This is a genomic window from Micromonospora sp. DT231 (genome assembly GCF_049847025.1).
Classification (GTDB): Bacteria; Actinomycetota; Actinomycetes; order Mycobacteriales; family Micromonosporaceae; genus Micromonospora.
On sequence record NZ_JBNCNO010000003.1, the window covers coordinates 660820 to 675779 of the forward strand.

The window sequence follows — 14960 nt, forward strand, 5'->3', positions numbered from 1 at the left end:
TGGCGGGAACGCGTCGGTCGGACGCGATGTCGATGATGTCTTTGAGCCGGTGAGCAGGGGTGGACCAGTCGTGACCGTTGGACAATCGATCGTCTTCAACGGCGACCTCGGCAGCGGCAAGAGCACCGTGTCGGTCGAGATCGCCAAGCGGCTCGGCATGCGCCGGGTCAGTGTGGGAGACCTCTACCGCGAGATGGCGCAGCAGCGGCAGATGACCGCTCTGCAGCTCAATCTGCACGCCGAGCTCGACCAGGCCGTCGACGGCTACGTCGACCAGCTCCAGCGGGACATCGCCGCCTCCGGTGAGCGCCTCATCATGGACTCCCGGCTGGCCTGGCACTTCTTCACCGACGCGCTCAAGGTGCACATGATCACCGAGCCGGGTGAGGCGGCCCGCCGGGTGCTCGCCCGCCCGTCCGGGCCGGCGGAGAGCTACGCCTCCCTGGACGAGGCCAAGGCCAAGCTCCGGGAACGCAGCGCCAGCGAGCGCAGCCGGTTCATCGTCCGGTACGGGGTGGACAAGGCCCGCCTGCGCAACTACGACCTGATCTGCGACACCACACGTGCGTCGGCCACCGAGGTGATCGAGCACATCGTCGCCGCGTACGAGGGCACGCTCGGCGCCGAGGTGCTGCGCGACGGGCCGCCGCTGCTGCTGCTGGACCCGGCCCGCGTCTACCCGACCGAGGACATCGCCACCCTGCGGGGTCTGTGGGACACCGACTTCGTCGGCGACGTGGCCGAGGCCGGCGACGAGGCCCTCGAACCGCTGAAGATCGGTTTCACAGGTGAGTACTTCTTCGTCGTCGACGGTCACCGCCGGCTCAGCGCCGCCCTGCAGAACGGGTTCTCCCTGGTCCCCGCCCAACTGGTCGCGGAGGTCGACGAGCCGGTCGTGGGTGGCATGACGGCGATCGACTACTTCGCCGCCCAGGTCCGCCCCGGCCTGGTCTACGACTGGGAGGCGGCGCACAAGATCCACCTGCCGCTGCCCGAGCCCGCGCTGCTGCGCGGTGACGTGGTGCTCGCCGGGGATCCGGCCGCCGGCGTCTAGGGCGTGTGTCAAAGCCCCTGGCCGAACCGAGGACTTTGACACACGCCCTGAGCCCAGCGGTGGGCCGGGCCGGCACGCGGGTGCGCGCCGGCCCGGCCACCTGTTCACTCGTCGCGTCGAGGCGATGCCTCAGCCGAGGACCACGCCGGAGGCGCCGACGCCGGCCATCCCCGAGAGGATGTCCTCGTAGTAGAACCGCCAGGCGCAGACCCGGCCGGTGGTCACGTAGCCGGTGCAGGGCACCGTGGTGTTGGTGTCGTCGATGGCGGTGTTGGTGCCGGTCGCCCAGACCTGGAGGGTGTTCGCCGCGTTCACGATCTCCACCGGGCCGCCGCTGTCACCCTGACCGACGGCGTTGGTGCCGGTGGTGTTCTCGGCCTGCACCTGACCGCAGACCGTGCCGAAGTTGCGCACGTTGATGCACAGGTTGCGGGCCTTCACCTGGATCGAGCAGCGGGTGCCGGAGTACGCGCCGGAGGAGCACACCCAGTTGCCGACCTGGCTGGGCGTCGCGCCGATCACCTGGTTGTTGAACTCACTGACCACCGCGCCGGCCGCAGTGGTGCTGTTGTTGAAGACCCGGCCGCCCCCGCTGCCGTTGAGCAGCAGGGTGTCGGTGCTGACGTTACGGGTGGTGACGGTGCCGATCGTCTGCCCGGTCGGGTCGGTCGCCAGGACGTTCAGGTTGGCGCAGTGCGCGGCGGAGAGCACCCGCGTCACCCCGCCCTGGTAGACACCGAAGCCGGTCGAGCAGCCACCGCCGGTGGCGGTGTTGCGCCACGCGGCGCCACCCCACCACGGCGGCGAGTCGTCCCACCGGGTCGCCGGCGCGGCGGCGACGCCGGTCTGCACGGTCACCGGGACACCGGCGAGTGCCGACGCGCCGAGCAGACCGTCCTGGGTGCCGACGAGCAGGCCGGCGCCGTCGGCACGCGGTCCGACAGTGGTGATCTGGTTGCCGGCCTTGGCCCGCAGCCGGTCGGCCGCGGCGAAGAGTTCCCGCTGTGAGTACGGGGCGGACAGCACCTTGGTGGCGACGGTGGCCCGGGTGGTGGCCATCAGGTTGGCCGGCGGCTCGCCCTTCCAGTAGACCTGGAGCTGTCGGGTGGTGGGGTCGGCGACGATTCCGGCGAAGCCGGAGGTCGCGCTGCGCTCGGCGGCCTTCGTGATCCGCGCGGCGGCGGTGTTCATGCGCTCCTGCAGCTTGAGCAGCTCCGACCAGGAGGCGAAGCCGCCGGGCACAGGCGTGCTGTCGACGAACGATCCGGTGGTGGCGGCCTTGCCTCCGGGTGCGGCGGTGGCCGGTGCGGCGGACACGCCCGTGGCGAGCAGCGTGAGGCCGAACGCGGCGACGGCGACGCGACGCAGCAGCGACGGGGACCGCCGGACGGTCAGATGTGGACGGATCATCAGTACCTCTTCCCCCAGGGTGTGTGGAGCGGGGTCGAACCCGCACCAGGACGGTGGCATGGGACGTCGGCTCGACGCGGCGCATCCTGGACGGGACTGGACACCGCCGGACACCGCCGGACGGTCGACCGTCCGACAGGGAACTGTCAGACATCGGCGCTCGCCTATCGAAGGGCGCTGGGGCGGAATTAGCCTGCCCGTGCGCATCCGGGGCGGCCGGGTGACCGGGGGGTGGGAGCCGCATGTCCGACCAACGGGTACCTTCCGTTCGACCGGCATCGGGATCGTCCGCGGCGTTCGAGGTGGCCCGCGGCGGCGCGGAGGCGCAGACACTGCAGGAGCTGGCCGGGTTGCTGCGCCAGTTGCGTCGTCGGGAAGCCCGTCAACAGGGCGAGACCCAGCTGACCTACCGGCAACTGGCCGCGAAGACCGGCTGGTCGCGCGGGATCATCGGGGAGTACTTCGCCGGCAACATCCTGCCTCCACCGGAGCGGTTCGACGCGCTCATCCGGCTGCTCGGGGCAACCCCCGCCGAGCAGGGTGTGCTCGCCACGGCACGGGACCGGGTCGAGGAGCGCCGTCGAAGCCCGAACCGGGACCACGCGACGACCGGACGGGCGAGCGCCGGTGCCGGACGAGCCAGGGCCGGTGGCCCGCGCCCCGGTACGCCGGCGGCCCGCTTCCCGGTGCCCCGCCAACTGCCCCCGGCGCTGCCGGGCTTCGTCGGGCGTGCCGCCCAGCTCGCCGAACTCGACGCGGCGTGCGCCAGCCCCGGCGGGTCCGGGGAGGACGGCCTGGCGACGGCCACCGTCATGACGTTGTCCGGCACGGCCGGGGTCGGCAAGACGACGCTGGCGGTGCACTGGGCGCACCGGGTCGCCGACCGCTTCCCGGACGGCCAGCTCTACGTCGACCTGCGCGGGTTCGACGCCTCCGGAGCGGTGGTGACGGCCGTCGAGGCGGTCCGGGGGTTCCTGGAGGCCCTCGAGGTGCCGCCCGAACGCATCCCCACCCACCTGCCCGCGCAGGTGGGCCTCTACCGCAGCCTGCTCGCCGGCCGCCGGATGCTGGTGCTGCTCGACAACGCCCGCGACATCGACCAGGTCCGCCCCCTGCTGGTCGGCAGCCCGAGCTGCCTGGTCCTGGTCACCAGCCGCAACCAGCTCGCCGGTCTGATCGCCGCCGACGGCGCCCGGCCGATCGGCGTCGGCCTGCTCAGCACCGCCGAGGCGTGGCAACTGTTGGCCCGGCGGCTCGGCGCGGACCGGCTGGCGGCCGAACCGCAGGCGGTGGACGAGATCATCGAGCGGTGTGCGCGGCTGCCGCTGGCGTTGGCGGTGCTCGCCGCCAGAGGCGCGGCGAATCGCGCCTTCGGGCTGGCCACCCTCGCCGACGAGCTGCGCGAGGCGCCGCACCCGCTGGACTCGTTCGACGGTGGCGACGCCGGCAGCGACGTGCAGGCGGTCTTCTCCTGGTCGTACCGGAGCCTGACGCCCGCGGCGGCGCGCCTGTTCCGGCTGTTCGGCTGCCATCCGGGGCCGGAGCTGGGGGTCGCCGCGGCGGCCAGCCTGGCCGGGCTGCCCCGGGGCCAGGTGCCTCGACTGCTGGCGGAGCTGGCCCACGCCCACCTGGTCACCGAGCAGGCCCCCGGCCGGTTCGGCGCGCACGACCTCCTCCGGGCGTACGCGACGGAACTGGCGGAACGTCTCGAGCCGGCGGAAGCCCGGCGGGCCGCGATCCGGCGTGGGCTGGATCACTACCTGCACACCGCCCACGCGGCCGCGCTGCTGCTGCAACCGGGCCGGGATCCGGTCACCCTGGACGCCGCCCCACCGGGCGTGCTGCCCGAGGAGATCATCAACCACGGTCAGGCGCTCGCCTGGTTCACCATCGAGTACCCGGTGCTGCTGGCGGCGGTGGCCCACGCGAGACGTGCCGGGTTCGACGGCCACGCCTGGCAGTTGGCCTGGACACTCGTGGACTTCCTGCAACGGCGGGGGCGTTGGACGGACCTGGCCGTCGCCCAGCGGAGCGCCCTGGCCGGGGCGCGGCGGGCGGGCGACCGGCTCGGGCAGGCGAACGCCCACCGCGACCTGGCCCGGGTGCTCTCCCGGCTGGGTCGGGTGGAGGAGGCGGCCCGCAACTACCGGCAGGCCCTGGTGATCTTCGAGGCGTTGGGTGACCACACCGGGCAGGCGCGCACCCACCGGGCGTTCGGCGCGATGTTCGACGGTCTCGGCCGCTACGCCGAGGCGCTGGACCACGGCCAGCGGGCCCTGACGCTGTACCGGGACGCCGGCCACCCGGCCGGGGAGGCCAGCGCCCGCAACGCGGTCGGTTGGGCACACGCCCAGCTCGGCCAGTACGGGCCCGCGCTCGCGCACTGCGAGCAGGCGTTGGCGCTGCTGCGCCCGACCGGCGACCGGCACGGTGAGGCGAACACCTGGGACAGCCTCGGCTTCATCCACGCCCGGCTGGGTGACCACCGCGCGGCGATTCGCTGTTACCAGCGGGCGCTCGGCCTGTACCGGCGGATCAGCGACCGCTACGACGAGGCGGACACCCTGTCCCGGCTCGGCGAGAGCCGACACGCGGCGGGGGACACGGCCGGCGCCGTCCGCACCTGGCGGCGGGCCCTGGGCATCCTCGACGACCTCGGCCACCCCGACGTCGAGCGGGTACGTGACCTGTTGAGCCGGGCGACGGCCAGGTGCGCGATGCGGAGCTGACGCTCGCCCCCGAACTGCCCGGACGTCGGCGAGGGGTCGCCGCCGGGCGCGCGCGGCCGGTGCCCGGCAGCCGGCCGGTGACGCTCGGCACACCGGCGGTGGCCGATCGAGGTACGCCGGCCAGCGCGCGGCCGGGCACTCCGTAGACTGGTACGCAATGCCCGTCCACCTGTTGAAGGAGCCATCCCGCGTGACCGTTCAGCCCATCCGTCTGTTTGGGGATCCGGTGCTGCGCACGCCGGCCGATCCGGTGGTCGACTTCGACGCCGAGCTGCGTCGGCTCGTCGCCGACCTGACCGACACGATGCGTGAGCAGAACGGCGCCGGCCTGGCCGCGCCGCAGCTCGGCGTGAGTCTGCGGGTGTTCACCTTCGACGTCGACGACGTCCTCGGGCACCTGATCAATCCGGTGCTGGAGTTTCCCGACGAGGAGGAGCAGGACGGCCCGGAGGGCTGCCTGTCGATCCCCGGGCTCTACTTCGACACCAAGCGTCGGCAGAACGTCATCGCCAAGGGCTTCAGCTCCTTCGGTGACCCGGTGCAGATCGTCGGCACCGGCCTGATGGCGCGGTGCGTGCAGCACGAGACCGACCACCTCGACGGGGTGCTGTTCCTGGACCGGCTGGACCAGGAGGGGCGCAAGGAAGCCATGAAGGCGATCCGTCAGGCCGACTGGTACGACGCGGCGGCCCCACCCACGGTCAAGCTGAGCCCGCACATCAGCGACCCCTTCGGTCTGGGTCGGTGACCCCGATGCGTGTGATCTTCGCCGGCACGCCGGCCGTGGCCGTTCCCGCCCTGGCCGCCGTCGCCGCCTCCTCGCACGACCTGCTCGCCGTGGTCACCCGGCCGGACGCGCCCGCCGGGCGTGGGCGTGGCCTGTCCCGCTCCCCGGTCGGCGAGTGGGCCGACGCGCACGGCGTCGAGGTGCTCACGCCGGCCCGCCCCCGCGAGCCCGAGTTCCTCGACCGGCTGCGCGCGCTCGCACCGGACTGCGTGCCGGTGGTCGCCTACGGCGCGCTGGTGCCGCCGGCCGCCCTGGAGATCCCCCGGCACGGCTGGATCAACCTGCACTTCTCGCTGCTGCCCGCGTGGCGTGGCGCCGCTCCCGTGCAGCACGCCGTGCTGCACGGGGACGAGCTGACCGGGGCCAGCGTCTTCCAGTTGGAGGAGGGCCTGGACACCGGCCCGGTCTACGGCACCCTCACCGACGAGATCCGGCCCGCCGACACCTCCGGTGACCTGCTGGAACGGCTCGCCGACTCCGGTGCCGGGCTGCTGGTGGCGGTGCTCGACGCGATCGCCGACGGCACCGCCCGCGCCGAGCCGCAGCCCGCCGACGGGGTCTCGCTGGCGCCGAAGTTGACCGTGGACGACGCCCGGGTGCGCTGGGTCGACCCGGCCTTCGCCGTGGACCGCCGGATCCGGGCCTGCACGCCGGCCCCGGGCGGCTGGACCACGTTCCGGGGCGAGCGGGTGAAGCTCGGCCCGGTCGTGCCGGTGCCCGACGGCCCCGAGCTGAAGCCCGGGGAGTTGCTTGTGGAGAAGTCGCGGGTGCTGGCCGGCACGGCGACCGTGCCGGTGCGCCTCGGTGAGGTCCGCGCCGCGGGCAAGCGGGCCATGGGCGCGACCGACTGGGCGCGCGGCGTCCGGGTCGGCACCGGAGAGGACTTCGCGTGACAGCCCCGGAGGGGACCCGCCCCACCCGTTCCGGCCCGCCCGCGGGTCGTGGCGGGGACCGCCGGCCGGTTCGGCCACCGCTGGACCGCCCGCGCCGCGCGGCGTACGAGGCGGTGGCCGCGGTGCACCGCGACGACGCGTTCGCCAACCTGGTGCTGCCCATCATCCTGCGGGAGGAGGGGCTGTTCGGCAGGGACGCGGCCTTCGCCACCGAGCTGACCTACGGCACCCTGCGCAACCTGGGCACGTTGGACGCGATCCTGACCGACGCCGCCGGCCGGGACGTGGCCCGGATCGACCCACCGGTGCGCGACGCGCTGCGGCTCGGGGCGTACCAGCTCCTGCACACGCGGGTGCCCGCGCACGCCGCGGTGTCGTCGACAGTCGACCTGGTCCGTTCGGTCGCACCGGGCGCGACCGGCTTCGCCAACGCGGTGCTGCGCGAGGTGTCCAGCCGCGACGCGGACGCCTGGGTGGCGAAACTCGCCCCACCGATGGAGACCGACCCGGTCGGGCACCTGGCGTTGGCGTACAGCCATCCGCAGTGGATCGTGCGGGCCTTCTCCGAGGCGCTCGACGGCGATCTCGGTGAGACGGCCCGGCTCCTGATCGAGGACAACGAGCGCCCGCCGGTGCACCTGTGCGCCCGGCCGGGCCTGATCGACCCGATCGAGCTGGCCGACCAGGTCGGTGGGGCGCCCGGCGCCTTCTCGCCGTACACCGTCTATCTGCCCGGCGGCGCGCCCGGCGACATCCCGGCGGTTGTCGACGGCCGTGCCCACGTCCAGGACGAGGGCTCCCAGCTGGTCGCCGCGGCACTCGCCGACGCGCCGCTGGACGGCCCGGACGGGCGCTGGCTGGACCTGTGCGCCGGTCCGGGCGGCAAGGCCGGCCTGCTCGGCGCGCTGGCCGCGCAGCGTGGTGCGCGGGTGACCGCGGTGGAGGTGGCCGAGCACCGCGCCCGGCTGGTGTCCCTGGCCACCCGCGACCTGCCGGTGACCGTGCTGGCCATGGACGGCCGCGACGTCGGCGCCGACCCGAAGCTGCCGGAGCAGCACTTCGACCGGGTGCTTGTGGACGCCCCCTGCACGGGGTTGGGCTCGCTGCGACGCCGGCCGGAGTCGCGGTGGCGTCGCCAACCGTCCGACCTGCCGCCGCTGACCCGGCTGCAACGGGAGTTGCTGGGTGCGGCGTTGCGGGCGGTGCGCCCCGGTGGCCTGGTCGCCTATGTCACCTGCTCGCCGCACACGGTCGAGACGCACGTGACGGTGACCGAGGCGGCCCGCCGCAGTGGCGTCGCGGTGGACTTCGTCGACGCCCGGCCGCTGCTGCCGGTCGGCATGCCCGGTCTGGGTGACGGACCGACGGTGCAGCTCTGGCCGCACCGCCACGGCACCGACGCGATGTTCCTCGCCGTCCTGCGGCGAGGCTGACGGCTCCCGTCCGGCCGGTCACCCGACCGGCCGGACGCGGACGCTCAGGTGATCGGGAGACCATTGGTGCCGGCGTTGCGCATCGAGCGGGTCAGGTTCCGGTCGGAGATCCAGAGGAAGCACTGCACCCCGCGGTTGCCGTTCTTCCACTCCTCCTCGTACGGCTGGTAGTAGATCGTGCCGGCGCGGAAGTCGAGCTGGGAGTTGTCCGGGACTTTGGCGTACTTGGCGATCATCGTCTGGCAGGCCCGGTGGGTCTTCTTGACGGTGCGGGAGAACTCGGCGAAGGTGACCGCCGGGGCCTGCCAGACCCCGACGAACTCGGCGTGGTGCTTGGCCGTGCAGGAGACCGGCGCCATCTCGTCGATGTCGTCCTTGACCAGCTTGGGGTTGAAGCACCGGTACGCCAGCGGCGCCTTGCCGGACAGCGCGCCCCGGAGGCTGCCGGTGCGCGGGCCGACGGTGGTGTCGTCGATGCTGGCGATCTCGCTGACGTCGCAGCGGTACCAGCGGGCGCCGCCCGCCCAGGCCTGCGGCGACGGCAACACGACGGTCAGGCCGATCCGCCCGGAACGCCAGTCGGCGCCCACCGCCTTGTTGACCACCGTGTCGCACCCGGCCTGTGCGGCCCGCATGCCCGCCGAGCCGGGCTGCGGGGGCGTGCCCGGCGTGGCGTCCGCGCCGGTGAACGTGCCGACGTGCATGGTCTCCACCAGGTGCGACTCGGTGCACGCCGTCGGGTTGTAGCCGGTCAGGAAGCCGACCTGCTGAGCGGTCAGGTGGCAGACGTCGGCGGCGGGCACGAACTGCTGCGCCGCGACGGGCGCCGGCCAGTCGTCCACGAGGTCACGGTCGACGCCGGCGGGTGCGCTGCACCCGACCAGCATCAGGGCCAGGGCCGCACCCCCGGCGTACGCCGTCCACCACCGTCGCATCCCTGACCTCCCGCCACTGTGGCCTCCGGCCGGACCCCGCCGGTCGGTAGCGCCACGGCGCAGCAGCATACGGCACCCGTGCTCAGATGGCGGGCAGTCCCTCGGGGCCGGCGCCGCGCATCGAGCGGGTGAGTTTGCGGTCGTCGCTCCACAGGAAACAACGCACCCCACGGTCGCCCTCCTCCCACTCCCGTTGTGACGGCGGGTAGTAGATGGACCCGGCCCGGTACGGCAGGTCCTTGTTGTTCGGCACGGCGGCGTACGCGGCGATCAGCTCCATGCAGCGTCGGTGTGCCTGCACGGCGGTGCGGGCGAACTCGGCCCAGGTGGTGTCCCGTTCCTGGTAGACGCCCACGAACTCGGCGCGGTGCGGCTCGGTGCAGAGCACCGGCGCCATGTAGTTGAGGTTGTCGCCGATCAGCTTGGGGTCGAAGCAGCGGTGGGTCAGTGGGCTGTCGCCGATCAACGCGCCGCGCAGGCTGCCGGTGCGGTTCACCGGGCGGGTGTTGTCGATGCTGCCGGTCTCGCTGAGGTCGCAGCGGAACCAGCGCGCGCCGCCGGCCCAGGCCGGCGCCGAGGGCAGCGCCAGGGACAGCGTGAGTCGGGCCGTGTGCCAGTCGCCGCCGAGCACATCCCGGGCCCGTTGGTCGCACTCGGCGCGGGCCGTGCGCAGCGCCGACGAGCCCGGCTCCGGCCGGGTCTCGGTCAGCGCGTCGGGCCCGACGAAGGCGCCGACGTGGATGGCCTCGGCCAGGTGGTTGCGCGCGCAGTCCACCGTCTCGTAGGTGCTGGCCTGCACGACCGCGGTGATCCGGGGCAGGCAGGTGTCGGTGGCCGGGGTGAACGGCGTCGGCTCCCGCAGCGCCGGCCAGTCGTCGGTGAGATCACCGTCCGCGCCCCGCGCCGGCGCGCAGCCGGCCAGCAGCATCGTCGTGACGCCGGCCAGCACCAGCGCTGGAAACCACCGTCGCATCGTCCGCCCTTCCGGGAGCTGGCGGCCGGTCACCGCGCCCCGCGGCGAAACCCCGGCGGGTGAGCGCCCTTCGGCACTGTCCCGCTTGGAGTGTCGTCGCGTTTCCGTCGATCGGCCAGCCACTCATGTCTGTTCGTCCGGATTCGGCAGTCCGGAGCGCCTAATTCTGCACCACTGGTCACTGTCGCATCACAACGCGTCGGAGTTGGTGCCGCGATGCGGGTGACGGGTGACCGCGTTCGTACACTGGCCCCGTGACCGTACCGCCGCCGATCGTCGCGCCGAGCATCCTGGCCGCCGATTTCGCCCACCTCGCCGAAGAGGTCCGTGCCGTCGAGGACGCCGCGGACTGGTTGCACGTCGACGTGATGGACAACCATTTCGTGCCGAACCTGACCATCGGGTTGCCTGTGGTGCAGAGCCTGCGGGCGGTCACCGCGATGCCGTTCGACGTGCACCTGATGATCGAGGATCCGCGCCGGTGGGCCCCCGGTTACGCCGACGCGGGGGCGTACAACGTCACCTTCCACGCGGAGGCGGCCGACGACCCGGTGGCGCTGGCCAAGGACCTGCGCTCGGCGGGTGCGAAGGCCGGCCTGGCCATCGACCGGGACACCCCGATCGAGCCGTACCTGGACCTGCTGCCCAGCTTCGACACCCTGCTGATCATGACGATCAAGGCCGGTTTCGGTGGGCAGCGGTTCATCCCGCAGTTGCTGGAGAAGGTGCGTACCGCCCGCCGGCACGTCTCGGCCGGGCACCTGGAGCTGCGCATCGAGGTGGACGGCGGGATCGCCGCGGACACCATCGAGCAGGCGGCCGCCGCCGGCGCCGACGCGTTCGTGGCCGGCACCGCCGTGTACGGCGCCGCCGACCCGGCGGAGGCGGTACGACACCTGCGGGCACTCGCGGAACGCGCGGCTCCCGGGGCCTGAGGTGGAGCCCGAGGTCGACCGCAAGGACATCATCCTCGTCGTCGACGACGACGAGGACATCGCTCGTTTCGTCGAGTTCAACCTGCGGCTGCACGGCTTCGACGTGATCCACGCCAGCGACGGCCAGGAGGCCCTGGAGGTCATCGAGCGCCAGCGACCGGACCTGGCGGTCGTCGACCTCATGATGCCCCGCATCGACGGGCTGGAGCTGACCCGGCGGCTGCGCGCCGACCCGATGACCTCCGCCCTGCCGGTGATCATGCTGACGGCCAAGGGGATGACCGTCGACAAGGTGCACGGGCTCAGCGCCGGCGCCGACGACTACCTGGTCAAGCCGTTCGACACCGCCGAGCTGGTGGCCCGGGTCTCGTCCACCCTGCGCCGCAACAAGGAGTTCCGGGAGGTCTCCCCGCTGACCGGGCTGCCCGGCAACAGCCGGATCCGTCGGGAGATCAGCGACCGGGTCCGAAACGGCGTGGACTACGCCGTCGGCTACGTCGACATCGACCGGTTCAAGAGCGTCAACGACAGGTACGGCTTCGTGCGCGGCGACGACTTCATCTCCGCGCTGGCCCGCAGCCTGCACCGGGCGGTGGTGGGCGTCGGGCTGCCACCGGCCTTCCTCGGTCACGTCGGCGGCGACGACTTCGTCATCGTCTGCGCCCCGGACCAGGTGCGCCCCCTGACGTCCCGCGCGGTCGTCGACTTCGAGAACGCCGCCGACACGCTCTACGACCCGACCGACCGGGAGCGCGGCTTCGTCGAGCTGAAGGATCGCCGCGGCAACATCCGGCGGGCGGCCCTGGTGACGCTCTCCATCGGGGTGTCGCTCTCCGACGCCGGCAAGCGGTTCACCGACCCCCTGGAGGCGATCGCGGTGGCCTCGGAGATGAAGACGGTGGCCAAGAGCCAACCGGGGTCGTACGTCGCCGTGGACCGGCGCCGCGGTGTCACGTGAGCATGACAGCCCTGTGAAGTAGCTCGCCTGGGTGGCGACGCACCCCCGTCGGCGTGTAAGACTGCCCTGTACCCACCACGCGCTGGCGGGACTCGGTGAAATTCCGAACCGGCGGTGATCCACGGTCCAACCGTGGTCAGCCCGCGACCCGGACGGCTCTGCTGTCCGGTGGACCTGGTGAAAATCCGGGGCCGACGGTTGGGAGCGGTTCGTCCGCCCCCAGACAGTCCGGATGGGAGACAGCGCGCGGGACGGACGGGTCCGAGCCGGCCGCTGGCTTCAGCGTGCCGCGCCGACCCTCCGGGGGCGGCTGTGCCGTTCCCGGAAATCCGCGGGCGGCTCGCGCCGTTCCCCGGATCCGCCACCGCCTGCCCGCGGCCCCATGGCCGCAGCCTCCCTGACCGCCCGCGCGCGGACCGGCGAGTGAGAGGGCAGGACAGGGCGATGGCCAGCGTCTCCGTCGACGAGGCGATGCGGCGTGCGATCGAGTTGGCGGCACGCGGGCTCGGCACCACCAGTCCCAACCCGGTGGTCGGCTGCGTGCTGCTCGACGAGGACGGCGAGGTCGTCGGTGAGGGCTTCCACGCGTACGCCGGCGGGCCGCACGCCGAGATCGTCGCGCTGGCGCAGGCCGGGCGACGCGCCAAGGGCGGCACCGCCGTCGTCACTCTGGAACCCTGCGACCACACCGGTCGCACCGGCCCCTGCAGTTCCGCGCTCGTCCAGGCCGGGGTCTCCCGGGTGGTCATCGCCGTGCCCGACCCCAACCCGGTCGCGTCCGGGGGCGCCGCCACCCTGCGCGCCGCCGGGGTCCGGGTCGATCTGGGGGTACGCGGCGAGGAGGCCGAGGCCGGCAACGTCGCCTGGCTGACCTCGATGCGCCGCGGCTGGCCGTACGTCATCTGGAAGTACGCCGCCACGCTCGACGGGCGCTCCGCCGCGGCAGACGGCACCAGCATGTGGATCACCTCGGAGGCGGCGCGGATGGACGTGCACGCGCTGCGCGGCACCGTCGACGCGGTGCTCGCCGGGGTGGGCACCGTGCTCGCCGACGACCCCCGGTTGACCGCCCGGAACCTGCGCGACGGCAGCCTGGCCATCCGGCAGCCGCTGCGGGTGGTCGTGGACAGCTCGGGGCGTACCCCGGCTGACGCCCTGGTCCGCGACGGCGCCGCGCGGACGTGGATCGCGACCGCCGACGAGGTCGGCGCCGACCCGGACGGCCGGGTCGACCTGCCGGCGCTGCTCGCGGCGCTGCACCAGCGCGGGGTCCGCGCGGTGCTGCTGGAGGGCGGCCCCCGACTGGCCGGCGCGTTCCTGCGGGCCGGCCTGATCGACAAGATCGTCTCCTACGTCGCGCCCCGGTTGCTCGGCGCCGGCCCGACAGCTCTCGTCGACGCGGGAGTGACCACCATCGCCGAGGCCATCGATCTGGAGTTCGTCGACGTTACGCAGATCGGTCCGGATCTCCGGATCACCGCTTTGCCCCGCAAAAGGGAGGGCTGACATGTTCACCGGCATTATCGAGGAGTTGGGCGAGATCGTCCGGGTCACGGCGACGGCGGGCGATTCGGCGCTTGTCGCCGTTCGCGGTCCGCTCGTCACGTCCGACGCCCGGCACGGCGACTCCATCGCGGTCAACGGCGTCTGCCTGACCGTCGTGGAGGTCACCGACGGGGTTTTCACCGCCGACGTGATGGGCGAGACGCTGCGCCGCTCCGCGCTGGGCGCGTTGAACGTCGGCGACCCGGTCAACCTGGAGCGGGCCGCCGCCCTCGGCAGCCGCCTCGGCGGGCACCTGGTGCAGGGCCACGTCGACGGCGTCGGCGAGCTGATCTCCCGGGAGCCGGCCGAGCAGTGGGAGACCGTCCGTTTCCGTCTGCCCGCCGCACTCTCCCGGTACGTGGTGGAGAAGGGCTCGATCACCATCGACGGCGTCTCGCTGACCGTGGCCGAGGTGGGCACGGACGAGTTCGCCGTCGGGTTGATCCCGACCACGCTCACGCTGACCACGCTCGGCGCCAAGGGCGTCGGCGACCCGGTCAACCTGGAGGTCGACGTGCTGGCCAAGTACGTCGAACGGCTGCTCGGCGACCGGCTCACCGACGCTCGCGGGGCGAGCACGAACCCGGGCGAGGTGGCCTGATGGGTCCGCTGAGTTGGCTGTTGGACGCCCAGGTGCAGGTGGCCGGCTCGCCGGTGCTGGCCCGGGAGATCGTCGGCAACGCCTTCGGGCTGATCTCCGCGGTGCTGGGGCTGCGCCGGCTGGTCTGGGCGTGGCCGGTCGGCATGGTCGGCAACGCGCTGCTGCTCACCGTCTTCCTCGGCGGGGTGTTCGCCACCCCGCAGGAGCACGACCTGTACGGGCAGGCCGGCAGGCAGGTGTTCTTCTTCGCGGTCAGCGTCTACGGCTGGTGGCGCTGGCGGCGCAACAGTCGCGCCGACGCCGGTCAGGCGGCTGTCGTCCCGCGCTGGGCCACCGGGCGGGAGCGGCTGATGCTGCTGCTGGCCGCCGTGGTCGGCACCGCCGCGGCGTACCCGGTGCTCAAGGCACTGGGCTCGTGGGGTCCGCTGCCCGACGCCTGGATCCTCACCGGCAGCCTGCTGGCCACCTACGGCATGGCCCGTGGCTGGGTGGAGTTCTGGCTGCTCTGGATCGCGGTGGACGCGGTCGGGGTGCCGCTGCTGCTGCGCGGCGGCTTCTATCCGTCGGCGGCCATGTACCTGGTCTACGGCGCCATCTGCGCCTGGGGCTTCGCCGCCTGGTGGCGCACCTCGCGCGCCACCCGGCCGGCGCCCGTCCGTCCCATCTACACGGAGGCCGTGGCATGAGCGAGCGAATCAGCAGGCTCA

The 14960-nt window shown here is 73.2% G+C and carries 13 protein-coding genes and 1 riboswitch; of the genes, 10 read left to right on the top strand and 3 right to left on the bottom strand.

Translation table 11 applies throughout. The features are described 5' to 3' along the window. Positions 1 to 70 precede the first annotated feature (70 nt). The gene (locus ACPXBU_RS11205) at positions 71 to 1054 is read left to right on the top strand and encodes an AAA family ATPase (RefSeq protein ID WP_425757975.1); all 984 of its coding nucleotides are present in this window, start codon (positions 71 to 73) and stop codon (positions 1052 to 1054) included. A 129-nt stretch (positions 1055 to 1183) separates the two neighbouring features. Here the strand turns inward: ACPXBU_RS11205 and ACPXBU_RS11210 are convergent, their stop codons facing one another. Continuing rightward, on the bottom strand, positions 1184 to 2464 hold the full coding sequence (locus ACPXBU_RS11210; protein ID WP_393367872.1) for a hypothetical protein: 1281 nt from the start codon (positions 2462 to 2464) through the stop codon (positions 1184 to 1186). Between the two features lie 242 nt (positions 2465 to 2706). Here ACPXBU_RS11210 and ACPXBU_RS11215 point away from each other — a divergent pair, with 242 nt between their 5' ends. The 4 genes from ACPXBU_RS11215 to ACPXBU_RS11230 all read left to right on the top strand — a co-directional run bounded on the left by ACPXBU_RS11215 (position 2707) and on the right by ACPXBU_RS11230 (position 8306). Next, a complete protein-coding gene (locus ACPXBU_RS11215) occupies positions 2707 to 5193 on the top strand; it encodes an ATP-binding protein (RefSeq protein WP_425757976.1) in 2487 nt (828 codons plus the stop codon). A gap of 190 nt (positions 5194 to 5383) precedes the next feature. Continuing rightward, a complete protein-coding gene (def, locus tag ACPXBU_RS11220; RefSeq protein ID WP_393367876.1) occupies positions 5384 to 5941 on the top strand; it encodes a peptide deformylase in 558 nt (185 codons plus the stop codon). A 5-nt stretch (positions 5942 to 5946) separates the two neighbouring features. Further along, the gene (fmt, locus tag ACPXBU_RS11225; protein ID WP_425757977.1) at positions 5947 to 6873 is read left to right on the top strand and encodes a methionyl-tRNA formyltransferase; all 927 of its coding nucleotides are present in this window, start codon (positions 5947 to 5949) and stop codon (positions 6871 to 6873) included. Then, complete coding sequence (locus ACPXBU_RS11230) at positions 6828 to 8306, top strand: RsmB/NOP family class I SAM-dependent RNA methyltransferase (RefSeq protein WP_425758015.1); 1479 nt, start codon at positions 6828 to 6830, stop codon at positions 8304 to 8306. The genes fmt and ACPXBU_RS11230 overlap by 46 nt, the downstream gene beginning before the upstream one ends. 44 nt (positions 8307 to 8350) lie before the next feature. Here the strand turns inward: ACPXBU_RS11230 and ACPXBU_RS11235 are convergent, their stop codons facing one another. Then, positions 8351 to 9241: a septum formation family protein gene (locus ACPXBU_RS11235; protein WP_425757978.1), complete on the bottom strand. Its 891-nt coding sequence runs from the start codon at positions 9239 to 9241 to the stop codon at positions 8351 to 8353. Positions 9242 to 9323: 82 nt separating this feature from the next. Further along, positions 9324 to 10214, bottom strand: coding sequence for a septum formation family protein (locus tag ACPXBU_RS11240; RefSeq protein WP_393367881.1), 891 nt, complete (start codon positions 10212 to 10214; stop codon positions 9324 to 9326). A gap of 254 nt (positions 10215 to 10468) precedes the next feature. On the opposite strand from ACPXBU_RS11240, the gene rpe reads away from it, so the two are divergent. The 5 genes from rpe to pnuC all read left to right on the top strand — a co-directional run bounded on the left by rpe (position 10469) and on the right by pnuC (position 14939). Then, a complete protein-coding gene (gene rpe / locus ACPXBU_RS11245) occupies positions 10469 to 11149 on the top strand; it encodes a ribulose-phosphate 3-epimerase (protein ID WP_357375470.1) in 681 nt (226 codons plus the stop codon). Position 11150: 1 nt separating this feature from the next. Next, a complete protein-coding gene (locus ACPXBU_RS11250; RefSeq protein ID WP_425757979.1) occupies positions 11151 to 12107 on the top strand; it encodes a GGDEF domain-containing response regulator in 957 nt (318 codons plus the stop codon). Between the two features lie 77 nt (positions 12108 to 12184). Continuing rightward, a riboswitch (FMN riboswitch) is annotated at positions 12185 to 12355 on the top strand. A 196-nt stretch (positions 12356 to 12551) separates the two neighbouring features. Then, positions 12552 to 13613 (top strand): bifunctional diaminohydroxyphosphoribosylaminopyrimidine deaminase/5-amino-6-(5-phosphoribosylamino)uracil reductase RibD, encoded by a 1062-nt coding sequence (ribD, locus tag ACPXBU_RS11255; RefSeq protein WP_393367884.1) that lies wholly within the window; start codon positions 12552 to 12554, stop codon positions 13611 to 13613. Position 13614: 1 nt separating this feature from the next. Further along, a complete protein-coding gene (locus tag ACPXBU_RS11260) occupies positions 13615 to 14253 on the top strand; it encodes a riboflavin synthase (protein ID WP_425757980.1) in 639 nt (212 codons plus the stop codon). Next, a complete protein-coding gene (pnuC, locus tag ACPXBU_RS11265) occupies positions 14253 to 14939 on the top strand; it encodes a nicotinamide riboside transporter PnuC (protein ID WP_393367887.1) in 687 nt (228 codons plus the stop codon). Before ACPXBU_RS11260 ends, pnuC begins: the two co-directional genes overlap by 1 nt. The last annotated feature ends 21 nt before the right edge of the window (positions 14940 to 14960 follow it).